Annotated in this window: 17 protein-coding genes; 7 read left to right on the forward strand and 10 right to left on the reverse strand. The window is 71.0% G+C overall.

Features of this window, described 5'->3' with window-relative positions; translation table 11 throughout:
- Positions 1-61 precede the first annotated feature (61 nt).
- The 3 genes from H9651_RS10915 to H9651_RS10925 all read right to left on the reverse strand — a co-directional run bounded on the left by H9651_RS10915 (position 62) and on the right by H9651_RS10925 (position 5,680).
- A complete protein-coding gene (locus H9651_RS10915; protein ID WP_191719357.1) occupies positions 62-3,415 on the reverse strand; it encodes an ATP-binding protein in 3,354 nt (1,117 codons plus the stop codon).
- Positions 3,412-4,092 carry a DUF4194 domain-containing protein gene (locus H9651_RS10920; RefSeq protein ID WP_225216681.1) on the reverse strand — a complete coding sequence of 227 codons (681 nt, stop codon included), beginning with the start codon at positions 4,090-4,092 and terminating at the stop codon, positions 3,412-3,414. Before H9651_RS10920 ends, H9651_RS10915 begins: the two co-directional genes overlap by 4 nt.
- Before the next feature lie 121 nt (positions 4,093-4,213).
- Positions 4,214-5,680 carry a DUF3375 domain-containing protein gene (locus H9651_RS10925; protein ID WP_191719359.1) on the reverse strand — a complete coding sequence of 489 codons (1,467 nt, stop codon included), beginning with the start codon at positions 5,678-5,680 and terminating at the stop codon, positions 4,214-4,216.
- 154 nt (positions 5,681-5,834) lie between these two features.
- Between H9651_RS10925 and H9651_RS14915 the strand changes: the two genes are divergently transcribed.
- Entirely contained in the window at positions 5,835-5,969 is a 135-nt protein-coding gene (locus H9651_RS14915; protein WP_263598652.1) for a hypothetical protein, read from the forward strand.
- A 40-nt stretch (positions 5,970-6,009) separates the two neighbouring features.
- Here H9651_RS14915 and nagE read toward each other — a convergent pair whose 3' ends face one another.
- The gene (gene nagE / locus H9651_RS10930; protein ID WP_191719360.1) at positions 6,010-7,968 is read right to left on the reverse strand and encodes an N-acetylglucosamine-specific PTS transporter subunit IIBC; all 1,959 of its coding nucleotides are present in this window, start codon (positions 7,966-7,968) and stop codon (positions 6,010-6,012) included.
- Between the two features lie 132 nt (positions 7,969-8,100).
- The gene (locus H9651_RS10935) at positions 8,101-8,784 is read right to left on the reverse strand and encodes a GntR family transcriptional regulator (protein ID WP_191719361.1); all 684 of its coding nucleotides are present in this window, start codon (positions 8,782-8,784) and stop codon (positions 8,101-8,103) included.
- A gap of 147 nt (positions 8,785-8,931) precedes the next feature.
- Between H9651_RS10935 and H9651_RS10940 the strand changes: the two genes are divergently transcribed.
- Entirely contained in the window at positions 8,932-10,632 is a 1,701-nt protein-coding gene (locus tag H9651_RS10940) for an L-lactate permease (protein WP_191719362.1), read from the forward strand.
- Complete coding sequence (locus tag H9651_RS10945; RefSeq protein ID WP_404803013.1) at positions 10,629-13,493, forward strand: FAD-binding and (Fe-S)-binding domain-containing protein; 2,865 nt, start codon at positions 10,629-10,631, stop codon at positions 13,491-13,493. The genes H9651_RS10940 and H9651_RS10945 overlap by 4 nt, the downstream gene beginning before the upstream one ends.
- A 4-nt stretch (positions 13,494-13,497) precedes the next feature.
- On the opposite strand, the gene H9651_RS10950 is transcribed toward H9651_RS10945, so the two are convergent.
- Together H9651_RS10950 and H9651_RS10955 are read right to left on the reverse strand one after the other, a co-directional pair.
- A complete protein-coding gene (locus H9651_RS10950; RefSeq protein ID WP_191719363.1) occupies positions 13,498-14,571 on the reverse strand; it encodes a DUF998 domain-containing protein in 1,074 nt (357 codons plus the stop codon).
- 70 nt (positions 14,572-14,641) lie between these two features.
- A complete protein-coding gene (locus H9651_RS10955; protein WP_191719364.1) occupies positions 14,642-15,115 on the reverse strand; it encodes an acyl-CoA thioesterase in 474 nt (157 codons plus the stop codon).
- Between the two features lie 86 nt (positions 15,116-15,201).
- On the opposite strand from H9651_RS10955, the gene H9651_RS10960 reads away from it, so the two are divergent.
- Positions 15,202-16,839: an MFS transporter gene (locus H9651_RS10960; protein ID WP_318244849.1), complete on the forward strand. Its 1,638-nt coding sequence runs from the start codon at positions 15,202-15,204 to the stop codon at positions 16,837-16,839.
- Here the strand turns inward: H9651_RS10960 and fucO are convergent.
- Positions 16,833-17,972, reverse strand: a complete 1,140-nt coding sequence (gene fucO / locus H9651_RS10965; RefSeq protein WP_263598653.1) for a lactaldehyde reductase — start codon at positions 17,970-17,972, stop codon at positions 16,833-16,835. The genes H9651_RS10960 and fucO overlap by 7 nt on opposite strands.
- 73 nt (positions 17,973-18,045) lie before the next feature.
- On the reverse strand, positions 18,046-18,489 hold the full coding sequence (locus H9651_RS10970) for an NUDIX hydrolase (RefSeq protein WP_191719366.1): 444 nt from the start codon (positions 18,487-18,489) through the stop codon (positions 18,046-18,048).
- Here H9651_RS10970 and H9651_RS10975 point away from each other — a divergent pair.
- The 3 genes from H9651_RS10975 (at position 18,488) to H9651_RS10985 (ending at position 20,897) form a co-directional block, all read left to right on the forward strand.
- Positions 18,488-19,993: an SDR family oxidoreductase gene (locus H9651_RS10975; RefSeq protein ID WP_225216671.1), complete on the forward strand. Its 1,506-nt coding sequence runs from the start codon at positions 18,488-18,490 to the stop codon at positions 19,991-19,993. The genes H9651_RS10970 and H9651_RS10975 overlap by 2 nt on opposite strands.
- Positions 19,987-20,199 carry a putative acetyltransferase gene (locus H9651_RS10980; RefSeq protein ID WP_191719368.1) on the forward strand — a complete coding sequence of 71 codons (213 nt, stop codon included), beginning with the start codon at positions 19,987-19,989 and terminating at the stop codon, positions 20,197-20,199. Before H9651_RS10975 ends, H9651_RS10980 begins: the two co-directional genes overlap by 7 nt.
- Positions 20,200-20,390: 191 nt before the next feature.
- On the forward strand, positions 20,391-20,897 hold the full coding sequence (locus tag H9651_RS10985) for a flavodoxin family protein (RefSeq protein ID WP_191719369.1): 507 nt from the start codon (positions 20,391-20,393) through the stop codon (positions 20,895-20,897).
- Between the two features lie 34 nt (positions 20,898-20,931).
- On the opposite strand, the gene H9651_RS10990 is transcribed toward H9651_RS10985, so the two are convergent.
- A complete protein-coding gene (locus tag H9651_RS10990; RefSeq protein ID WP_191719484.1) occupies positions 20,932-22,629 on the reverse strand; it encodes an FAD-dependent oxidoreductase in 1,698 nt (565 codons plus the stop codon).
- Positions 22,630-22,889: the final 260 nt, after the last annotated feature.

A 22,889-nucleotide genomic window follows, 5' to 3' on the forward strand; every position in this document is an offset into this window, starting at 1 on the left:
TCTGCCGCGCGCGGCATGCGCTCAGCCTAAGTCCGCTCCGCCCCGCCTCGAAGGCCTACCGCTACGCCGCGGGGAGCCCCACCTTCGGCTTCGCCCACGAGCGGCCCTGCGTGTCCTTGAGGATGTCGTACTCGACGTCGACGTGCGGCTCGATGGCGCTGTACTTGTCGTTCGGCGCGCCGATGATCAGCTGGAATCCCAGCCCCCGCCACGCCCCGATCGCCCGCTTGGTGAAGTGCGCGTCGGCCTTGATGAGCGCCTCGTCGAGGAACACCGGCGCATAGCGCGGACGTTCGGCCCCGGCATCCCCCAGCTGATACCGCAGCGCGGCGCCGACGATGAAGGCGATGAGCTCCTGCGACTCGCCGCCGGACTTCTCCCCGATGTGGTCGTACAGCGCGACGTGCTGCTGCGTGACGGCGTGGATGCGCTCGGCGCTGACCCGCACGTGGTTGCGCACGTCGACGAGTTCGGCGAAGTCGGGTGCCGTGCGGCGCAGGCGGTTGATCAGCCGCGCCATGCGCTGGTAGACGCGTTCGCGGTCGTCATCGCTCTCGGCCGTGTCGATGAGCGCCCGCACCTCGCGCAGCTCCTTGCGGAAGCGCCGGCGCACCTCGGACTGGCTCTCGCGGGGCGAGATCTGCAGGCGGTGGTCGTCGTCGTAGAACGGCAGATCGCGCATGATCGCGTTGATCGGCTCGATGCGGTCGCGGATCTCGCGCAGTGACCGGCTGAGGGTCGAGTCGAGGTTGGTGAGGTCGTTGCCCGACAGCTTCAGCAGGCTGTCGCGCCACTCGGCTTCCAGCTCGTGCAGGCCGCTGGTCTCGAGGTCGGCGAGGATGCGTTCGAACTCCCCCAGCGCCTGGTCGGGATCGGGGAGCAGGTTGGGGTTCGGCCAGCGGTCGAGGAATCCCGAGAGCGTCCGTCGCAGGTTCTCGCGCTGCTCGATCAGCGCGTCCTGCGCGGCGCGCTGGTCGTCGATGAAGCGGCGCGATGCCGAGTCGAGGGCGGCGTCGAACCGGGTGAGCTCCTGCATGCGGGTGGGGGCACCCGTGGTGTCGGGCAGCAGGAACTGCCCGTCGAGGTACGCCGCCTGATCGTCGGTCAGCGCGCGCCCGGCATCCGCTGCCGCATCGACGACCTCCTGCGCGAGGTCGACCTCGTCGGTGATGGCGGCCCAGGCATCGGCGAGGCGCTGCTGCTCGGCCTTGGCGCGGCCGATGCCTTCGCGCAGCGCCGCGGCTTCGTGGCGCTTCGCGGCGATCTGCGACTGGATGCCGGCGATCTCGGGGTTGCCGGCGGTGACGTCGTCGATGATCGCCGTCCAGCGCTGCCGTTCCTGCTCGACGGATGCCACGTCGACCTGTTCCCACGTGAGGTCCTGGATCTTCTCGTACGCCGCGCGGCGGGCGTCGAGGGCGTCGAGCTCGGCGGCGGCGTCGAGAGCCGCGGTCTGGGCCGCGTCGAGCCGGGCGCGCGCGGCGCCGAGCTGCGCGTCGAGCTCGCCGACGCGACGGTGGGTGGAGAACCCGAGCACGTTGCGACGGCCGTGCCCGCCGTGCGCACCGCGGGCGCCCCGCGACGTCTGGCCGGCCAGGGTGAGCGCCATGCGGTGCTGCCCGAGCTCGGCCGACGTCTCGACGCAGACGAAGCCGAAGCGGTGGGCGAGCTCGTCCTGCAGCCAGCCGGTGAACGGGCCGCTCTTGTAGTCGAGGCGCCCGGGCAGGGTCTGCGGGTCGGCGGGAGCCGCCGCGGCCAGCCCGGTCTGCACGCCTTCGTAGCGCAGCCGCTCGGGGGTCTGCACCGTGTCGATCGCCGCGCGGAACGCGGGCAGGTGCGCCGCGTCGATGAGCAGCGTCGTGGCGAAGCCGCCGAGGGCCAGGTTGAACGCCTCGCGCCAGGGTTCGAACTCGGTGCGCACCTCGATGAGCTCGCCGACGAACGGCAGCTGGTCGACGCCGAGCCCGGCGGCGCGGGCGAGCAGCTCGCGCGACTCGCGCAGGCGGGCGGGGATGTTGTCGTGGCGCTCGGCGGCCTCGCGGCGCTCCGCCTCGAGCTCGGCCACCCGCGCGGCGAGGGCGTTGCGGTCGCTGATCGCGGTGCCGTACGCCTCGCGCAGCGTCGCCTTGGCGTCGGGGTCGGCCAGCGCCTGACGTGCGCGGTCGGCGAGGGTGGCGAAATCGCGCGCCGTGCGCACCTCGACCTGCAGCACCTCGAGGGCGGCGTCCAGGCGCTCCCGTTCCCGGGTCGTGTCGGCGAGGCGTCGCTCGAGGGCGCGCAGCTCCCGGTGGGCGGTCTCGAGCCGGTCGCCGCCGGCGGCGCGCAGCACCTCGCCCAGGCCGTCGCGCTCGATCTCGGCGGCGTCGGCGAGTGCCTGCTGCTCGCGCACCGCGGCATCGGCGGCGTGTGTGGCGGTCTGCAGCTCGGTCTCGACGTCGCGCAGCAGGTCGAGCCGGCGGGAGGCGCGCCAGAGGGTCGCGAGCGAGTCCGGGTCGGTGAACCGGCCGATCTCGTCGATCAGGCGCAGCCGCTCGGCCGCTTCCTCGATGCGGGCGCGGGCGGTGCGGATCGGCTCGAGCGCGCGCACCTGCTGCTGCGCGGTGAGCATGCGGCTGCGGGTGCTCTCGAGGCCGTCGAAGTGGGCGACGACAGCGTCGGCGGCCGCGAGCGTCTCGGGCTCTTCGAGCACCATGCGCTTGTAGAGGTCGTCGACGGTGGTGATCTGCTGGCCGGCCTGGATGCGGGCGAGCAGACTCATCGCCTTCGTGCCGGCACCCGCCGCCCCGATGCCCAGCACGGCATGCAGGCGTGCCGAGAACTCGCGATCGGTGGCGACGGTGTCGAGCCCCGCGCTCTTGAGCGCGGCATCCGCCAGGCGCTGCGTCGCCGCCTTCTCGAGCGAGCTCAGGTCGAAGGGGCCGGCGACCGTGGCGCGCACCCGCACGGTGTCCTCGAGCTGGCGCGCGTGCGCGGGAATGTACCAGGCGCGCACGGCGGTGAAGCGCGCGCCGTCGTGGTCGAGCCACGTCATCGACACCGCCGTCCACGTGTCGGTGCCGTCGCCGCGCAGCACGGTGATCTTCGTGCCCTCGTCGGTGCGCGTCTCGTCGATCTTGCCGCGCCCGTAGGAGAGGATGTTGCGCTGGTCCTGCCCGCGCGGGCGCCCGACGACCGCGCCGTTGGAGGCGCCGTTGAAGGGCGTGGTGTGCGGCATCATGAGCGCGACGTACGCGTCCATGAGCGTGGACTTGCCCGAGCCGGAGCCGCCGCACAGCAGCGTGGCGGTGGGGGAGAAGCGCACCCGGTGGGCGCCGTCGTAGCCGCCCCAGTTGACCAGCTGCAGTTCGTCGGCCACCCACTGCTGGCCACGGGAGGCGGCGGGGATGAGCCCGAAGAGGGTGTCGAGCATGGTCATCGTGCGGCCTCCGCGTCGGTGTCGGCATCCACGCCGTCGGGGGTGTCGGTGTCGTCCGGCTCGTCGTCGAGGTCGAGCGGGGTCGAGTGCGCCGTGCGGTCGGCGAGCCAGTCGCGCAGCTCCCGCAGCCGGTCGGCGCTGAGGAGGATCTCCACGAGGGGACTGATGCGGTAGCGGCCCTCGGATTCCTCTTCGATGACGCCGTCCTGCCGCAGCCGCGCGACGGCGGCGCGGATCGCCCGCTGCCGGCGCGCGGTGCTGCCGTCGGCGTCGGCGAAGTAGGTCAGCACCGTCTGCTCGATGTCTTCGATGTCGACGCGCGCCGAGGCCTCGCCGGCGGTGCTCTCACGCTGGTAGACGGTGCGCAGGTGCACCAGCACCAGCGTCTCGGCGCGGGAGTACGCCTCGTCGCGCAGCAGGATGGGGATCTCCACCTCGTCGGAGCGCACCTGCTCCTTGTAGGCCACGCCGCGATCGTGGTCGACGACGAGGCGCACGAACAGGTCGTTGAGGCGCGACTCGATCGCGTGCCGGTGATCCATCAGCACGGTCCACTCGGCGCGGTTGCGGTCGGCCGTCAGAAAGCGCCGCTGCAGCAGCCGTACCAGCACGCGTCGGGCTTCGGGGTCGAGGACGCCCTGGTCGCCGGGGAACAGCTCATCGGGGTCGTGCTCCATCGCCACGGGTGCGATGAACGCCGCGGCGTCGTCGGGGTGGCCGGCGCCGGCCGGGTCGCCGCCGGCGGGGGCCGTCGGCTCATCGTGGGGCGTGACAGTGGTCTCGGGTGCGGGGGCGATGTCAGTCATGGGGGAGCTCTTTCACGGTGCGCGCGGTCACGGCGCCGAAGGCGAAGCGGCGGTACGTGCCGTCGGGGCGGCGGGCTTCGGCGACGGAGATCTCATCGGTTTCGGTCATGCCGTTGCGGTGGGCGATCTCGAGCAGGCCGAGCAGATCGACGGGGCGCCGCGTGTCGTCGTCGGCCCCCTCGAACGCGGTCGCCAGGTCGAAGTGGTCGCCGAGCGTCGCGACGTACTCCTCGAGCTCGGCGTAGTGCGGGCCGCCCCAGGCGCGGGTGTCGGCGTCGACGAACTCGACGTCTTCGCGGGCGGGGAGCGGCGCGGGCGCGCCCGGAGGGTTCAGGTCGCTGAGCGACTGGCGCAGGTGCCCGATGTCGGCGACGGGGAAGGTGTGCAGCGGCTCCACCCGGTCGCCCGGACGTGAATGCTGCATCCACGCCTGCAGCCCGGCCATCACGCCGCGCAGCAGCTCGTCGACCTGCCGGTCGCGCACCGGGTCGTGCGTGCGCACCTGCGCCGTGATCACCTGCGACGCGCGCCGCTGCGCGGTGAGCACCTCTTGCACCCCCTGCTGCACCTGACGGCCGATGGCGTCGAGATCGGCGCGCTGCTCGGGCGCCATCAAGCGGGAGAACGGCTGGGTCAGCAGCGTGCGCAGCTGGTCGGTGAGGCGGTCGATGTGCTCCGGGTCGCCGATGAGGCGCAGAGCACCCTCGAACGCCCGTCCCTCCGGGGTGGCCTGCATCACATGCCGGCCGCGCTGCAGGTACTCGCGCAGGATCTCGCCCGTGGGTCGCACGTCGCGGCGGAGGTCCGCCACCACATCGCGCTGCATGGCCTTGATCGATTCGGCGACGCGGGAGAAGTCCGCCGGCAGCTCGCGGGCCAGGTGCAGCACGTTCTCTGCCTCTTCGAACAGCTGCTCGTCGTCGATCGGTTCGGCTTCGTCGTCGCGCAGTCGCGCGATCTCGGCATCCAGCGCTTCACGTTCGGCCAGCAGCATCGCGATGCGCTGCTCGGGGTCGGTCTCGGCGTCACGGGACAGCCGGTCCACGGCGTCGAGCAGCGTGCGCACCCGGGAGCGCGACACCCGGGACCTGCCCCCCGCGGTGCGTCCCGCGATGTCGAGGGCCCCGACGGCGTGTGCCGTCAGCCGGTACACCTCGACGTCGTGCTCGATCTGCGGTGCCAGCCACCCCACGCGCACCCAGTGCCGGCAGATCTCGCGGGCGGTGCCGGCGGGGAGGCGCCGGTCGTCGTCGTAGCCTGCGGCGCGCAGCTCGTCGAGGGCCTCACCGATCTCGGCGTGGGCGTCGGCGACCGCGACGGCGGGTCGGTCGGGCGTGAAGACGATCGACAGCATCGCCACGACGAACGGGGCGTGACGACCGTGCAGCAGGTCGAGCGTCGGGTTTCGGAACGCGGCCACCGAGCGCTGATACGCGGCCTCCGCGCGAGTGTTCGACATCGCTGACAAGCCTAATCGACCGCGCAGATTCCGCCCTCGCGCCCCGGCGGCGCCGGCGGCACCGGCGGGCGGCAAGGCCCGCAATTGACTTCCGCAGGAAGCGGGCTATGGTCAGGGGTTCCACCCGCCAGCCGAAGAAGGGGAAGCGAGTCCCATGTCCGGTAAATCACCGAGCGCACGCGACGGCAAGAAGGTCGCCCAGCAGTCACCCAAAGAGAAGCGCGCCGCCAAGCGCGCCAAGCGCGAGCCCGAGGCGCTGTTGAAGCCCCGCAAGGGCGCGAACGCCTGAGCCCGGCGGGCGGCTCCGCATCGGAGCCGCCCGCCCGGCCTCACCGGAACTCGACCGTCGCGCGTGCGTTGTTGAGCACGACCACCGGGGTGATCGTCGGGTGGCCCGCCGCGGCGATCTTCGCCCGGTCGAACCGCAGCAGAGGTGTGCCTTCGCGCACGCTCTGACCCTTGTGCACGAGGGTCTCGAAGCCGTCGCCCTTCATCGCGACGGTGTCGATGCCGACGTGGATGAGCAGTTCCGTGCCGTCCGCCAGCACGAGGGCGATCGCGTGACCGGTGTCGAAGGTCGCGCCCACGGTCGCCGCGGCCGGTGCGATGACCGTGTCGCCGGTCGGCTCGATCGCCAGGCCCGGACCCATGATCGCGTCGGCGAACGTGGCGTCGGGAACCTCGGAGAGGGGCACGACGCGTCCCGGCACCGGCTGACGCAGCACGACAGTCGCCGGCGGCGCCTCGGTCAGCACCGCGCTGCCGCCGGCATCCAGCGAGGCTGCCGGCGACGGCGTGGCGCGCTCGGGCTCTGCACCCGCCCCGCTGACGGGAGCGGTCGCCCGGCCGGCGATGATCTCCTCCATGGCATCCTTCACGAACTGCACGTTGAGGCCGTAGACGACCTGCACGGATCGGCCGCCGGGCTTCATCGTGCCCGCAGCTCCCGCGCGCTTGAGTGCCGCGTCGTCGACCTTCGAGACATCGGCCACCTCCATCCGCAGCCGTGTGGCGCAGTTGTCGAGGTCGGTGATGTTGTCCTTGCCGCCGAGGCCGTCGATGAAGCGCGCGGCGGTGACCAGGTAGGGGTCGTCGGCGCTGTGGGTGTCGTACTCGGTGCCGTCCTCGAGTGCGTCGTCGTCCTCGCGGCCGGGGGTCTTCAGGTTGAACCGCTTGATGAAGAAGTAGAAGACACCGAAGTACACGAAGAACCAGAACACGCCCATCACCAGGATGAGCCACGGGTTCTGGGCCATCGGGTTCGTCCAGTTGAGCACGAGGTCGATGAACCCGCCCGAGAAGCCGAAGCCCATCCGTACCGGCAGGATCGCGCTGATGACCATCGAGATGCCCATGAAGAGGGCGTGCACGAGGTAGAGCACGGGCGCCAGGAACATGAACGCGAACTCGAGCGGCTCGGTGACGCCGACGAAGAACGAGGCGAAGGCGCCCGAGAGCAGGATGCCGTAGGCGAGCTTCTTGCGCGTGGTCTTGGCGGTCAGGTACATCGCCAGGGCGGCGCCGGGGAGGCCGAACATCATCACCGGGAAGAAGCCGGTCATGTACTGCCCGGTGACCCCGTACGTGCCGGTGCCGGCGAGGAAGTTGTTGAGGTCGTTGATGCCGGCGACGTCGAACCAGAACACCGAGTTCAGGGCGTGGTGCAGACCGACCGGGATGAGCAGGCGGTTGAAGAAGCCGTAGATGCCGGCGCCGAGCGGGCCGAGCGTCACGATCCACTCGCCGAAGCCCACGAGCCCGCCGTAGACGAACGGCCAGACGAAGAACAGCACGACGGCGAGCACCAGCGAGAAGCCGGCCGTGACGATCGCGACGGAGCGCTTGCCGGAGAAGAACGACAGCGCGTCGGGGAGGCGGGTGTCCTTGAATCGGTCGTAGCACCAGGCGCCGATGAGGCCGCAGAGGATGCCGACGAAGACGTTCTGCAGTTTCAGGAACGCCGGGTCCACCTCGTTCACATCGCCGACGCCGGTGAACAGCATGACCGTCTCGGGCTTGAGCAGGGTCGTGACGACGAGCCACGACACGAGGCCGGCGAGGGCCGCCGTGCCGTCGGCCTTGGTCGCCATGCCGATCGCCACACCCACGGCGAACAGCAGCGCGATGTTGTCGAGCAGTGCGCCGCCGGCGGCGCCGAGGAAGGCCGAGACGACATTGGTGCCGGCGGCCGTGGCGATCCAATAGCTGATGCCCGAGAGGATCGCGGCCACCGGCAGCACGGCCACCGGCAGCATGATCGATCGGCCGAGCCGCTGCATGAATTTCATCATCTGCCTCCCTGGAGGGCGGGGTCACGCTGACCTGCGTGGCAGCATCGGCGCTGCCACGCGCATCATCCAACCGCATCCCGATGCGCGGGCCCAACTCGCGGGCCGTGACAAATCCGTGGCGGCGAGGCGTCAGAGGGTCGAGGGCGCGGCCGCTTCGGGACCCGCCACTCCGCCGAGCCGCTCGGCGAGACGCTCACGCGCACGGCCCACGTGCAGGGCGAGCAGTTCGGCCGCGGCCTCGCCGTCACCGGCCTCGATGAGCTCGAGGATGCGCTCGTGCTCGCCGGCGATGAGCGACGTCGGCAGCAGTGACGCTCCCTGCACCTGCGACATGCAGAAGACGACCTCGGATGCCAGTGACTGGTAGATCCCGCTCGTGCGCGTGCTGCCGAGGGCATCGACGAGGCTGCGGTGGAACCGCATGTCGGGCTCGACGATGTCGTGCGGCGAGGCGTCCACCAGCGCGGAGATCTCTTTGTTGGCCTCGCGTGCGGCATCCGGCACGCGACGTTCGGCGGCCAGCAGCCGCAGCACCTGCGCCTCGATGACCACGCGGGTGCGATAGATGTCGCGGGCGTCGTCGGGCGTGAGCCGCACGACGCGGGCGCTCTTGTGTGCGCGGCGCTCGAGCAGCCGGTCGCGCACGAGGTTCTCGATCGCGGCCTTCGCGGTGGGACGGGCCACGTCGTACGACTCGGCGATCTCGACTTCCCCGAGGGTGGTGTCGGGGGCGAGGTCGCCGGAGAGCACGCGGCGACGCAGATCATCGGTGATCGCGTCGATGACCGAGACCACCCTGATGTGGGCGACCATCGCTCCTCCTTGCTGCGCCCGGGGGCGCGGGTGCAGCGCCGAGTTTAGTCGTCGTCTGACAAATACTCTTGACTGACTTGTCTACTTGTCTGACAATAAACGGATCAACGGCGCGACCGCGCTGCTCACGACTCGAAGGAGAGTCCCGTGTTCCAGCAGATCCTCGATCCGGTGTTCGGGTCGCTGGCGCTCTCCGCGCTGGTGGCCGTCATCCCGCTCGCCACCCTCTTCGTCCTGCTCGGCGTCTTCCGGGTGAAGGCGTGGAAGGCCGCGCTCATCGGCCTCGTGCTCTCGATCGCGCTCGCGGTGCTGGTGTGGCGGATGCCACCGCTGCAGACGCTCAGCGCCACGACCGAAGGCGCGCTGTACGGCATCGTGCCGATCCTGTGGATCCTCGTGAACGCGCTGTGGGTCTACCGCCTCACCGTCGTCACCGGATGGTTCGAGGTGCTGGGCGACCGCATCCGGGCGATCAGCGACGACCAGCGCATCCTCGCGATCCTCATCGCCTTCTGCTTCGGCGCGCTGCTGGAATCGCTCGCCGGGTTCGGCGCGCCGGTGGCGATCTCCATCGCCATGCTGGTCGCGGCCGGCATGAAGCCGCTCAAGGCCGCGGTCGTCTCGCTCCTGGCCAACACCGCCCCGGTGGCGTTCGGCGCGATGGCCGCGCCCATCATCGCCCTGTCGGGCGTGACGGGCATCGACGTGCACGTGCTGTCGCAGATGGCCGGGCGCCAGACGCCGTTCCTGGCCGTCTTCGTCCCGCTCATCCTGGTGTTCATCGTCGACGGCATGCGCGGCATCCGTCAGACCTGGCCGGTCGCGGTCGTCGCCGGCATCGCCTTCGCCGTGGCCCAGTTCATCACCGCCAACTTCATCGCCGTCGAGATCACCGACGTCGTGGCCTCGGTCGTCACGGTCGCCGCCGTGCTGGTCATGCTGCGGGTGTGGAAGCCCTCGCACACCCTCGTCTTCGACGCCGAAGACCGGGAGACCGGTGCCGCGGCCGCCTCGGCCACCGCCGCCACCGGGCCCACGCGCACCGGCTCCGGTTCGGGCGTGCAGGTGGCCGAGGCGGTGCATGTGGACACCGCCACCCGCACCCGCGGCAACCTCACCTGGAACGCGGTCATGCCGTATGTCGTCATCATCGTGGTGTTCTCGATCGCGCAGATCCCGGTCATCAAGAAGTTCCTCGCCACGGCCGTGACCCTGATGTTCCCGTGGCCGGGGCTCGAGATCGTCAACGCCGCCGGCGAGCCGGTGGCCACCACCTTCTCGCTCAACGTGGTCGGCACCGGCGGCACGCTGCTGCTGCTGTCGGGAATCATCGTGGCGTTGGCTTACCGCATCCGTCCGAGGGACGCGGTGGCCGCCTACGGACACACCCTTCACCAGCTGCGCTTCACGATCGTCACGGTCGTCGCGGTGCTGGCCCTCGCGTACGTCATGAACCTCTCCGGCCAGACCCAGAGCCTCGGCGCCGCACTCGCGGCGACCGGCGGGTTCTTCGCGCTGCTCTCTCCCGCCATCGGTTGGCTCGGCGTCGCCATCACCGGCTCCGACACCTCTTCCAACGCCTTGTTCGGGCTGCTGCAGGTGACCGCCGCCGAGAAGGCCGGGCTCGATCCCGTGCTCATGGCCGCGACCAACTCGTCCGCCGGCGTGCTCGGCAAGATGCTCTCCCCGCAGAACCTCGCCGTCGCCGCGGCGGCCGCGGGCATGGCGGGCCGGGAGGGCGACCTGTTCCGCAAGCTCATCTGGTGGAGCCTGGGGCTGCTCGTGGTCTTCACCGGCTTCATCTACCTGCAGTCCACCGTACTGGCCTGGATGGTGCCGACGCCGTGAGCATCGTCACCGCCGCGCCTGCTTCGCCCATCGCGCTCGATGGCTGCGTCCCCGACGCCGTCGCCGAGGCGGTGGGCGAGCCCGCCCGCATCAAGACCCGCGCGATCGACCGGGTGGCCTACGCCAGTGACGCCTCGCACTTCCTGCTCACCCCGAACGCGGTCGTCGTGGCGGAGGATGCCGCCGAGGTGGCGCGGGTGCTGCGCGCCGCGAGTGCGGCCGGTTCCCGGGTGACCTTCCGCTCCGGCGGCACGAGCCTGTCGGGGCAGGCCTCGGGCGACGACCTGCTCGTCGACACGCGGCAGGGCTTCCGGCGCATCGAGGTGCTCGACGACGGCCGCCGGGTGCGCGTGCAGCCGGGCGCGACCGTGCGTCAGGTGAACATGCGGCTGCTGCGCCACGGGCGCCGGCTCGGGCCCGACCCCGCCAGCGAGGCGGCCTGCACGATCGGCGGTGTCGTGGCGAACAATTCCAGCGGCATGGCCTGTGGCATCACCGAGAACACCTATCGCACGCTCGAATCGCTCGTCTTCGTGCTGCCGTCGGGCACGACGGTCGACTCCGCCGCACCCGACGCCGACGCCCGGCTGAATGCGGCCGAGCCGGAGCTGTTCGACGGCCTCGTGCGGCTGCAGCGGCGCGTGCGCGAGAACCCGCAGTCGGTGGCGATCATCGCCCGGCAGTTCTCGATGAAGAACACGATGGGCTACGGCGTCAATGCGTTCTGCGACTTCGACTCCCCGGTGCAGGTGCTCACCCACCTGCTCATCGGCAGCGAGGGCACGCTCGCCTTCATCGCCGAAGCCACGTATCGCACCGTGCCGATCCAGCCCGTGGCCACCACGGCGCTCGCCGTCTTCGACACGCTCGACGACGCCACCCGGGCCCTGCCCGACCTCGTCGCCACGGGGGCCGCGACCCTCGAGCTGATGGATGCCACCAGCATCCGTGTCGGTCAGTCGTTCGCCGATGCGCCGGCACAGATCCTGGGTTTCGACGTGGCCGCCGAGGCCGCGCTGCTGGTGGAGTACCAGGGCGCCACCGCGGAGGAGGTCGCCGCCCTCACCGCGCAGGGTGCGCGGGTGCTGGGCGACGCACCGCTGCGGGCGCCCGCCGCGTTCTCGTCGGACCCGTCGACCCGCGCCACCGCGTGGAAGCTCCGCAAAGGCCTCTACACGTCGGTGGCCGGCGCCAGACCCACCGGCACGACGGCGCTTCTGGAGGACGTCGTCGTGCCGGTGCCCACCCTCGCTTCCACCTGCGAGTCGCTGCAGGAGCTGTTCGAGCGATACGGCTACCGCGACAGCGTGATCTTCGGTCACGCGAAGGACGGCAACATCCACTTCATGCTCACCGACCGGTTCGCCGGCGACGCGGCGATGGCGCGCTTCGTCGGCTTCACCGACGAGATGGTCGATCTCGTGCTCGATGCCGGCGGCAACCTCAAGGCCGAGCACGGCACCGGGCGCGTCATGGCCCCCTATGTGCGGCGCCAGTACGGTGACGAGCTGTATGACGTGATGCGGGAGCTCAAGGGCCTGTGCGACCCCACCGGCATCCTGAACCCGGGCGTCATCATCGACGACGGCACCGATGCGCATCTGCGCGACATCAAGCTGCCCGAGCCGGTCGAGGCCGAGGTCGACCGCTGCGTGGAGTGCGGGTACTGCGAGCCGGTGTGCCCGTCGAAGGACCTCACGCTCACCCCGCGTCAGCGCATCGTCGTGCGGCGCGGGATGGCGCGGGCCGAAGCCGCCGGTGACACCGCGCTGGCCGCCGCCCTCGAGCGCGACTACGACTACGACGGCGTGCAGACGTGCGCCGTCGACGGCATGTGCGTGACGGCGTGCCCCGTGCTCATCAACACCGGGTCGCTCGTGAAGCGGCTGCGCCGCGAGGAGCAGAACCCCGTGATGGCGGCGGGGTGGAAGGCAGCGGCGAAGGCCTGGGGCCCGGTGACCCGGGTCGGCTCGCTCGCGCTGACGGCGGCGGATGCCGTGCCGGCGAGCCTGGTCGGCGCGGTCACCACCGTCGGGCGTGCTGTGCTCGGCACCGACACGATGCCCGCCTACACCGCCGACCTGCCCGGCGGTGGGGCTAAGCGGCGTGGCCTGGCCGGGAGTCGCGGCGGCGGCGCAGTCGACCCTGTCGCGGTGTACCTGCCGGCGTGCGTGAACAGCATGTTCGGGCCCGCGGGCGACGGCATCGGGGTCACCGAGGCGTTCTCCCGGCTTGTGGAGCGGGCGGGGGTGCGGGTGATCGTGCCGGAGGGCATCGAGGCGCTCTGCTGCTCGACGCCCTGGACCTCGAAGGGCTACACCGGCGGCCGCGAGGTGATGGCCAAGCGCGTCGTCGACGCGGTACGCGCGGCGTCGGGCGGTGGGGAGCTTGTCGTCGTCAGCGACGGCGCGAGCTGTACCGAGGGGTTCGCCCACATCTTCACCGATGCGGGGCTCGACTACCGCACCGAGGATGCCGTCGGCTTCGTCGCCCGCCTGGTGCTGCCGCGGCTGGGCGAGGTGGCGCCGGTCGTGGCATCGCTCGTGCTGCATCCGACTTGCTCGTCGACGCAGATGGGCCTGAACCCCGCGCTGCAGGCGGTGGGGGCGGCTGTCGCCACGACGGTGACGGTGCCCGACGCGTGGGGGTGCTGCGGCTTCGCGGGAGACCGGGGGATGCTGCACCCCGAACTCACCGCCTCGGCCACCGCCGCCGAGGCCGCAGAGGTGCGCGCGATCGACGCCGACGCCCATGCGTCGTGCAACCGCACGTGCGAGATCGGGATGACGCGGGCCACGGGCAAGGAGTACCGCCACGTGCTCGAATTGCTGGAGGAGGCCACCCGTCCGGTAAGCGACTGAGCGGTCATCGGGTGGGGCGGGTGACCCCCAAGAACCGGATGAACATCGAGATCCAGCCGAAGATCAGTGCGAAGACGATGATCTCGAACGCGGTCAGCGAGAAGAACCCGACGACGAACAGCGCCAGTGAGGCCAGCGTCGCGCCCGCATACGACCACGACACGACGAAATAGGTGCGCGGCATGCCCCGCAGCAGGCGCGGCCCGCTGAACAGCAGCACGAGGTACATCGCTGCCATGCCCGATGCCGACACGTTGTGCAGCACCGGGTTGGTGTGGAACGGGAAGATCCCGACGCCGGCCAGCATGACGCCCATCACGACGAAGAGCGTGGAGACCACCCGCGGGGCGCTCGGCCTCGTGAGCACGCCGCGCTGGACGGCGTCGGTCAGGTCGTGGGAGATGAACACGGCGAAGGTCGTCACGAGCAGGCCCCCGGCGATGAGCGTGCCGTTGAAGATCAGGCTCGAGGGGTCGTCGAACGTGCCGAGGCGGCTGAAGTGCACCCGCCACCACTGCGGATCGGGCGAGGTGACCATCGACGTCAGCACGCCGATGACGACGAAGGCCATGAGCATCGTCGACATGCGCTGGGTGTCCATGTGCGCCGCGGAGAGATAGGTGATGTACACCGTGAGTCCCAGCGTCACCGCCATCAGCACGACCGCCCAGAAGGGGATCATGGGAAGCCCGATGAAGCCCGCGGCCAGCACGCGGTACAGCGCATAGGTGGCCAGGAACGCCAGCACGGCGTGCACGATCACCACCGAGACGGTGTTGACGATGTACTTCCAGGGTGGCAGCTCGCGTCGCCACTCCTGGCCCGGTCGGTCGCGCGCGCGCCAATACCCCAGCGTCGAGGCGACCGCGGCGACGATGGCGCTGCCGATGGCGGCGAACGGCCCGAACGGCGCGTCGCCGCCCAGCCCGAGTGCCGGGATGAGCAGGGCCACCAGCAGGCCGTAGACCCCGCCGACCGCTCCCGTGCCCAGGGAGAAGTAGACCGCATCGGACTCGGCACGCCTCGTGGTCAGCGTCGCGCCGGCGCCGGGTGCTGCGGTCTCACTCGAGCGGGTCATGTCGAGATTGTGGACCGCCGGCGCCGCAGGCGTGGTCACCCGTGCCGGGTGATCTCCCCGCTCGCCGGTGTCACGCCGTGGGCAGCTTCAGGGTGCCCGTGCTGGAGTGCTCGCGCGGCATCCGGTCGCGCTCGTACGTGATGTCGGTGAACCCGTGGGGGGCGGGTCGGCCCTCTTCGTCGACGTTCACGAAGACGATCTTGTCGATCGTGAGGATGCGCTGTCGCGTGATCATGTTGCGCACCACCGCACGCATCGTCAGCGAGGTGCGCCCGAAGTGCGTGGCCGTCAGGCCCATCTCGACGAGGTCGCCCTGCACGGCGGAGGCTTCGAAGTTGATCTCGGAGATGAACTTCGTCACGACCCGGTAGTTGCCGAGCTGGATGATGGCGTAGATCGCCGCCTCTTCGTCGATCCACCGCAGCAGGCTCCCCCCGAACAGCGTGCCGTTCGCGTTGAGGTCCTCGGGGCGCACCCACTTGCGGGTGTGGAAGTTCACGCCTTCCTCGGACCAGTACCAGGATGCTTCGGGCTGCGCAGTCATGCCATCAACGCTACGCCTCGAGTCTGAGGAGGTGATGCGCCGTCGCCTGCCCCCAGACGCGTTCGCCAGGAGTAGTGTGACCCGACGTGAACCAGGAAACCGAGCGTTACCACCGCCTGCGCTGGTGGGGTCTGGCAGCCATCTCCGTGGCGGTCGCCCTGATCATCATGGACTCCACGATCGTCTCGGTCGCGGTGCCCAGCATCGTCGAGTCGCTCGACCTCACCACCACCCAGATCCAATGGGTGCAGGAGGTCTACACGCTCGTCTTCGCCGCGCTGCTCATGGTGTGGGGCACGACGAGCGACCGCCTCGGCCGCCGCCGCCTGCTCATCATCGGCGTCGTGGTGTTCGTCGCCTCGAGCATCCTCTGCGCGTTCGCCGTCAACGGCACCTGGCTCATCGCCGCCCGCGCCCTGCAGGGGGTCGGTGGCTCGATGATCCTGCCGACGACCCTGGCTCTGCTCAACGCCACGTTCCGGGGCAAGGAACGCGGCATCGCGTTCGCGGTGTGGGGCGCCACGATCGGGTCGATGGCGGCCGTCGGGCCGGTGCTCGGCGGTTGGCTCACGAGCGCGTTCTCGTGGCACTGGGCGTTCTGGATCAACCTGCCTTTCGGTGTCGTCGTCATCATCGGCGTGCTGCTGTGCGTTCCCGAGTCCCGCCAGCGCGACGGTAGCCGGTTCACCGACTGGATCGCCGTGGGCACCTCGGTGCTCGGCTTCGGCCTGCTCGTGTTCGCCCTCATCGAAGGGCGCGCGTACGGGTGGTGGGAGGCGACGGACTCGGCCCCGTTCAGCCTCGGCGGATTCAGTGTGATCCCGGTGCTGTTCGTGCTCGCGATCGTGGTGCTCGCGGCCCTGGTGTGGCGGGAGCGCCGCCGTGTGGCGGCTCAGAAGTCGGTGCTCATCGACGTGTCGCTGTTCCGCATCGGCACGTTCGCGAACGGCAACATCACCGCCCTCACCGTCTCGCTCGGCGAGTTCGGGCTCATCCTGTCGCTGCCGCTGTGGTTCCAGTACGCCCGGGACATGAACGCCCTCGAGGCCGGCCTTGCCCTGCTGCCGCTCGCGGTCGGATCGTTCCTCGCGAGCGGATCGATCCAGCCGTTGTCCAAGCGCCTGTCACCGGTGCAGATGGTGCGCCTCGGCGTGCTTCTCGAGATCCTCTCCCTCGCCGCCCTCGCCCTGCTCATCCGCCCCGACTCGAACCTGTGGGTCACCGGCGTGCCGCTGTTCTTCTACGGCATGGGGGTGGGGTTCGCCACGGCGCAGCTGACCCAGCTCATCCTCGTCGACGTCCCGGTGGAGAGATCGGGGCAGGCGTCGTCGGTGCAGTCCACGTCACGGCAGGTGGGATCCGCCCTCGGCATCGCCGTGCTCGGGACCGCCCTGTTCACGACGCTGCGCGTCGGGACAGAGTCGCGCCTGAGGGACCAGATCGCCGCGGATCCGCAGGTGGGGGAGATGGTGGATGCCGTCTCGACCTCCGCCGGCGCCCTCATCAAGCCGCTGAGCGAGAACCCGGCCACCGCGCCCATCGCCGACGCGGCGCGCGAGGCGCTGACGCAGGGCGTGTCGGTGGCCGCGTGGGTCGCGGTGGGCGCCCTCGTCGTGGGCCTGCTCACGACCATTCCTCTCGGGCGACGTGCCCGAGAGGAAGAGGTCGCGCAGCGATCGGGTGCGTCGGCCGGATCCCCGTCGGTCGACGGCGCCGCTCAGTAGATCGACGCGTAGAGCTGCTCGATCTCGGCCACGGTGACCTCGCGCGGGTTGCCGCCGCGGCACACGTCGTCGTAGGCGGCCTGGGCGAGCGCCGGCAGGTCCTCCTCCTTCGCGCCCACGTCGCGCAGCGACGTGGGGTTCCCGAGCTCGTGGATCAGGTGCACGACGGCATCCACGGCCGCTGTGCGCGCCCGGTCGATCGACATGCCCGCGGCATCCGTCACGCCGAACGCCTGCGCGATCGCCCGGAACTTCTCGCCCGTGGCCTGCGCGTTGAACGCCATGACCGGCGCCAGCAGGATGCCGTTGGCCACCCCGTGCGGGGCGGCGTAGAACCCGCCGAGCGGGTGCGCCATGGCGTGCACGAGACCGAGGCCGACGTTGGAGTAGCCCATGCCGGCGATGTACTGGGCGAGCGCCATCTGCTCGGCCGCCTGCGGATCGCCGGCCACGCTCGCGCGCAGCGACGAGGCGATCAGCTCGATGGCCTTCAGGTGGAACATGTCCGACAGTTCCCATGCGGCGCCGGTGGTGTAGCCCTCGATCGCGTGCGTCAGCGCGTCGAGCCCGGTGGCGACCTTCAGCGCTCGGGGCGCGTCGGCCATCATCTCGGCATCCACGATCGCCAGGACCGGGATGTCGTGCGGGTCGACGCAGACGAACTTGCGGCGGCGCTCGGGGTCGGTGATGACGTAGTTGATCGTCGTCTCCGACGCGGTGCCGGCGGTCGTGGGGATCGCGATGATCGGGACGGACGGGTGCTTCGTGGGCGCGACGCCCTCGAGGGAGCGCACGTCGGCGAACTCGGGATTGCGCGTGATGATGCCGATCGCCTTGCAGGTGTCCTGCGGTGAGCCGCCGCCGATCGCGATGAGCACGTCGGCACCGGCCTCGGCGAACGCCGCGACGCCGTCGGTGACGTTCTGGATCGTCGGATTCGGCACGACGTCGGGGTACAGCTCGTACGGGAACCCCGCCTCGTCGAGCAGGGTGAGCACGCGCTGCACGATGCCGGCTTCGACGAGCACCGGGTCGGTGACGATGAACGCCTTCGTGAAGCCGCGTCGGCCGAGCTCCTCGGGGATCACGCCGATCGCGCCGGCACCGAAGTACGCCATCTGATTCCACACCATGCGATTGACCATGCTTCAGCGTAGCGCTGTGGTCAGACCACGCGCAGGAGGGGTGGCCGTGTTTACCCGGCGCTCACGCGGGCAGGAAGTACTCGCGGGCGAGCGGGGCGATCTCAAGGTGCTCGGCGTCGGCGCGTGTGATCCACCGCAGCTCCGCGATCTCCGCGGCGGCCTCGGGCTGCTGCGCGCCGATGTCGGCGGCGAAGACGTCGGCCACCACCTCGAACCCGGGCTCGTTGGCTGCGGGCGCGGCGAACGCGCCGAGCGAGCGCAGCCGATCGGGCGCGACGCGGATGCCGATCTCCTCGGCAAGCTCCCGGCTGAGGGTCTCGGCCGGCGTCTCTCCGGGCTCCGGCTTGCCGCCCGGCTGCATGAACGCCGTCGTCCCGGTCTTGCGCACCACGAGCAGCCGGCCGGCGTCGTCGAGGATGACCGCGGCCGACACGTGGATGCGGCGGACGGCGGCGTGATCGGCGGGGGTGGGGGTCACCGTGGCACGGTAACAGGTTTCCCCCATGCGGCCCGACGTAGAATCACTTGTGCCCCCTGCGACTTCCTCCGTGTCCACCCTGCCCTCCAGTGGCATCGATCCCGCGGAGCTGGAGATCACCCTCCGGGTGCTCGCGAGCATGGATCAGGTCGATCAGAGCCACCCCGACTACGTCGCCGTGCGCCAGGCCACCGCCGCGATGTTCAAAGCCGTCAAGAAGGTGCGCCGCCGCGAGATCCGCGACGCGATCGCCGAGGCCGACCGCGCCGTGGTGGCCGCCACCGCGACCGGCGCCCCCGATCGCATCGACGACGAGACGCGCGGCATCCCCATCTCCACCGCGACGACGGCCCCGACCGCCGGGACCCTGCTGAAGGCGCGCGGCTGCTACATCTGCAAGCAGCCGTACACGGTGGTCGACGCGTTCTACCACCAGCTGTGCCCGACCTGCGCGGCCATGAGCCACGCCAAGCGCGACGCGCGCACCGACCTCACCGGCCGACGCGCGCTGCTCACCGGTGGGCGCGCGAAGATCGGCATGTACATCGCGCTGCGGCTGCTGCGCGACGGCGCGCACACCACCATCACGACCCGCTTCCCGCGCGACGCGGTGCGCCGGTTCAGCAGCCTGCCGGATGCCGCCGAGTGGCTCCACCGCCTGAAGATCGTCGGCATCGACCTGCGCGATCCCGCCCAGGTGATCGGGCTGGCCGACGACGTGGCCGCCGCGGGGCCGCTGGACATCCTCATCAACAACGCCACCCAGACGGTGCGCCGCTCGCCCGGCGCCTACCAGCCGCTGGTGGATGCCGAACTGGCACCCCTGCCCGACGGTCCGCTGCCCGAGCTCATCACCTTCGGCCACACCAACGACCGGCATCCGCAGGCCCTGGAGCGCTCGGTGAGCGCGCACCCCATCCTCGCGGCGGCGGCCTCCCGCGCCGACGAACTGACCGAACAGGCCATGACGGCGGGGTCGAGCTCGCTCGAGCGCCTCGCCGCCGGCACCGCGATCGACGCGGGCGGACTCATCCCCGACCTCGAGGGCATCAACTCGTGGACGCAGCGCGTCGAGCAGGTCGACCCGCTCGAGATGCTCGAGGTGCAGCTGGCCAACACGACGGCACCGTTCCTGCTGGTTTCCAAGCTCCGCCCGTCGCTGGCGGCAAGCGACGCGCGGCGCACCTACATCGTCAACGTCAGTGCGATGGAGGGCGTCTTCGGCCGCGGGTACAAGGGGCCCGGGCATCCGCACACCAACATGGCCAAGGCCGCGGTGAACATGCTCACCCGCACCAGCGCGCGCGAGATGTTCGAGAACGACGGCATCCTCATGACCAGCGTCGACACCGGCTGGATCACCGACGAGCGCCCGCACCCCACCAAGGTGCGCCTCGCCGAAGAGGGCTTCCACGCTCCCCTCGACCTCGTCGACGGCGCCGCGCGGGTGTACGACCCGATCGTGCGCGGCGAGGCCGGCGAGGACGTGTTCGGAGTGTTCCTGAAGGACTACGCTCCCGGCTCATGGTGAGACTGCCCGCTCCCGGCCACCGCGTGGTGGTGCGCTACCTGCTGCCGACCGGCCAGGCCACCGATGCGCTGGGCGAGCTGCTGAGCGCGGACGAGACGACCGTCGTCGTCGACGGCAAGCGCGGCATCGAGCGCATCGAGGTGGCCGACATCGTGGCCGCGAAGGAAGTGCCGCCCCCACCTGCCCCGCGGCCGCGGGCGCGGTAGCCCGGTCGTCGCCGTCTGCCGGCCGCGTCCGCGCGCACAATGTCGCCAATCCGCTGGGTCCAGGGTCCGGAGGTGGCTGTATGGCGGTCGATCGACCCGGATCAGCGACGTTGTGCTGTGCGGCGGGGAACAGCTGCCGCCGGGCGCGGATGCGGCGTAGCGTGAGGTCGGCTGGGTATCCGGGAGGAATCATGCGCGCGCTGGTGGTCTACGAATCCCTGTGGGGCAACACCGAGGCGGTTGCGCGGGCGATCGGCCACCGCCTCTCCGCGACGATGGCGGTCGAGTTGGTCGTCGCCGAAGCCGCCCCGCCCGGCCTCGACGGGGTGGACCTCCTGCTGGTCGGCGGCCCCACCCACGCGTTCTCGATGACCCGCGCCACGAGCCGGCAGGAAGCGGTCGACCGGCACGGCGCACCGCGGGCGCCGGCACGCGGGATCCGGGAGTGGCTCGCCGACCTCGATCGGCCGTCGACCCCGACCCGGGCGGCGACGTTCGACACCCGCACCGACAAACCGCGCCTGCCGGGTTCGGCGGCGCGGGCGGCGGCGAAGCGGTTGAGCCGGCTGGGGTTCGACCTGATCGGCGACCCGATGTCGTTCCGCGTGAGCGGGTACGACGGGCCGCTGCTCGACGGCGAGCTCGACCGCGCCGCCGCGTGGGCGACCGGGCTCGCCGCCGAACTGCCGCCGCACTGACTCGTGGCGCAGCGCAGCGCGTCGGCGACCGGCGTCAGGCCGGGATCGGCGCGCCGACCCGCTCGCTCGCGTGCGCGCCGGCCTTCCAGGTGAGGTAGCCGCCGTCGAGGTTGCGCACCCGGCGCCCGCGCTGCGTGAGGATGCGCGCGGCGGTGTGGCCGCGCTGGCCGACCTGGCAGTGCACGATGAGCTCTCCGGGCGGGAGCGCATCGATGCCGTCGCGGAGGGCGTCCAACGGCACGTTGACACTGCCCGCAATGCCGCCAGCGGCGTACTCCTGGGGTGAGCGCACGTCGATCAGGGTGGCCCCGGCATCCATCGCCCGCGGCAGCTCGTGCCACTGGATGGTGTCGGCCACCCCGCTCGCGAGGTTGTCGGCGATGTAGCCGACCATGTTGAGCGGGTCCTTGGCCGAGGCGTACTGCGGCGCGTAGGCGAGTTCCAGCTGCGCCAGCTCCACGGCCGGGAGCCGCGCGTGCATCGCGGTCGCGATGACGTCGATGCGCTTGTCGACGCCGTGGCCGCCGACGATCTGGGCCCCGAGGATGAGGCCCGTGCCGGGGTCGACCATGACCTTCATCGCCATGCGCTCGGCGCCCGGGAAGTAGCCGGCGTGGTCGGTGGGGTGCGTGTGGATCACGCGATGCGCGCGTCCGGCGGCCGCGAGGCGCTGCTCGCTCCATCCGACCAGCGCGATCGTGAGGTCGAACAGCCCGACGATCGCGGTGCCGAGAGCGGGGGATGCCGCGGCCGGCGGGGCGTCGAGGTGGCCGGTCTCCCAGGCGATGACGTCGGCGGCGGCGCGGCCGTGGCGGTTCGCCAGCCCCGCCATCGTGACGAGCGTGGGCTCGGCCGAGACGGCATCCGTCTTCTCCGCCGCATCGCCGACGGCGAAGATGCGCGGGTCGTCGGTGCGCTGGTGCTCGTCGACCGCGATGCCTCCGGACGGGCCGAGGCGCAGGCCGGCGGAGGCCGCCAGGTGCGACGCCGGGTCGATGCCGCGGGCGTCGATCACGAGCTGCGCATCGATGTCGGATCCGTCCGACAGCGTGACGCCCGTCGGGGTGAGGCCTTCGACGGTGGTGGCGATGCGGAGGTCCACACCGTGACGGGCGAGTTCGTCGGCGACGGGGGAGGCCATCTCGGGATCGAGCGGGCTGAGCGCATGCGTGCCCCGCTGCACGAGGGTGACGGCCAGGCCGCGGCGCACCAGGTTCTCAGTGGCTTCCAGGCCGATGAACCCGGCGCCCATGACCACGGCGCGCGCGGTGGTCATGGCGGGGAGCGATGCCAGCACCTCGGTGACGCGGTCGACGTCCTCGACCGACCGCAGTGTGACGACCGGCGGGGCGTCGTCACCGACCGGCGTCGTCTGCCGGGGTGTGCCGCCCATGGCGAGGATGAGGTGGTCGTAGGTCTCGGTCATCGTTTCGCCGGTGCGCGTGTCGCGGGCGGTGACGGTGCGGGCATCGCGGTCGATCGCCGTCACGTCGTGCTCGGTGCGCACATCGAGGGCGAACCGCGATCGCAGCGACTCGGGGGTCTGCAAGAGCAGCGCGGAGCGCTCCTCGATCACGCCGCCCACGTGGTACGGCAGACCGCAGTTGGCGAAGCTGACGTACCGACCGCGCTCGAACACGATGATCTCGGCCGTCTCGTCGAGGCGGCGCAGACGCGTCGCCGCCGACATGCCGCCGGCGACGCCGCCGATGATGATGATCCGCGTGGCCATGTCAGCAGTCCCCGAACCGGTGCGCGGGCGCTCCCGGTCGTCGTGCGACATCGTGACCATTGCGACTGAGCTGTCGGTGCATTGCGGATCTCCGTCCTTCGTGGGGAAATAATACCCCCAGGGGTATCGTCATCCAGTGGGCTCGGCAATGCAAATCGAGCGCTCGGCTCCGTGGTCTCGTCGTGATGTCGAGATCGCCGTGCGTCGTTCGACGTCGGGGTGTGGGTGCGTCTCGCGCCCGGTGGGAGGGGACATGGCGC

This window comes from Microbacterium pullorum (assembly GCF_014836535.1).
Taxonomy (GTDB): domain Bacteria; phylum Actinomycetota; class Actinomycetes; order Actinomycetales; family Microbacteriaceae; genus Microbacterium; species Microbacterium pullorum.

What these genes read in the sequence shown, in the direction of transcription:
- H9651_RS10915 (WP_191719357.1), bottom strand. Translation starts at nt 3,415, where the DNA reads ATGACCATGCTCGACACCCTCTTCGGGCTCATCCCCGCCGCCTCCCGT.
- H9651_RS10920 (WP_225216681.1), bottom strand. Translation starts at nt 4,092, where the DNA reads ATGGAGCACGACCCCGATGAGCTGTTCCCCGGCGACCAGGGCGTCCTC.
- H9651_RS10925 (WP_191719359.1), bottom strand. Translation starts at nt 5,680, where the DNA reads ATGTCGAACACTCGCGCGGAGGCCGCGTATCAGCGCTCGGTGGCCGCG.
- H9651_RS14915 (WP_263598652.1), top strand. Translation starts at nt 5,835, where the DNA reads ATGTCCGGTAAATCACCGAGCGCACGCGACGGCAAGAAGGTCGCCCAG.
- nagE (WP_191719360.1), bottom strand. Translation starts at nt 7,968, where the DNA reads ATGAAATTCATGCAGCGGCTCGGCCGATCGATCATGCTGCCGGTGGCC.
- H9651_RS10935 (WP_191719361.1), bottom strand. Translation starts at nt 8,784, where the DNA reads ATGGTCGCCCACATCAGGGTGGTCTCGGTCATCGACGCGATCACCGAT.
- H9651_RS10950 (WP_191719363.1), bottom strand. Translation starts at nt 14,571, where the DNA reads ATGACCCGCTCGAGTGAGACCGCAGCACCCGGCGCCGGCGCGACGCTG.
- H9651_RS10955 (WP_191719364.1), bottom strand. Translation starts at nt 15,115, where the DNA reads ATGACTGCGCAGCCCGAAGCATCCTGGTACTGGTCCGAGGAAGGCGTG.
- fucO (WP_263598653.1), bottom strand. Translation starts at nt 17,972, where the DNA reads ATGGTGTGGAATCAGATGGCGTACTTCGGTGCCGGCGCGATCGGCGTG.
- H9651_RS10975 (WP_225216671.1), top strand. Translation starts at nt 18,488, where the DNA reads ATGCGGCCCGACGTAGAATCACTTGTGCCCCCTGCGACTTCCTCCGTG.
- H9651_RS10970 (WP_191719366.1), bottom strand. Translation starts at nt 18,489, where the DNA reads ATGGGGGAAACCTGTTACCGTGCCACGGTGACCCCCACCCCCGCCGAT.
- H9651_RS10980 (WP_191719368.1), top strand. Translation starts at nt 19,987, where the DNA reads ATGGTGAGACTGCCCGCTCCCGGCCACCGCGTGGTGGTGCGCTACCTG.
- H9651_RS10985 (WP_191719369.1), top strand. Translation starts at nt 20,391, where the DNA reads ATGCGCGCGCTGGTGGTCTACGAATCCCTGTGGGGCAACACCGAGGCG.
- H9651_RS10990 (WP_191719484.1), bottom strand. Translation starts at nt 22,629, where the DNA reads ATGGCCACGCGGATCATCATCATCGGCGGCGTCGCCGGCGGCATGTCG.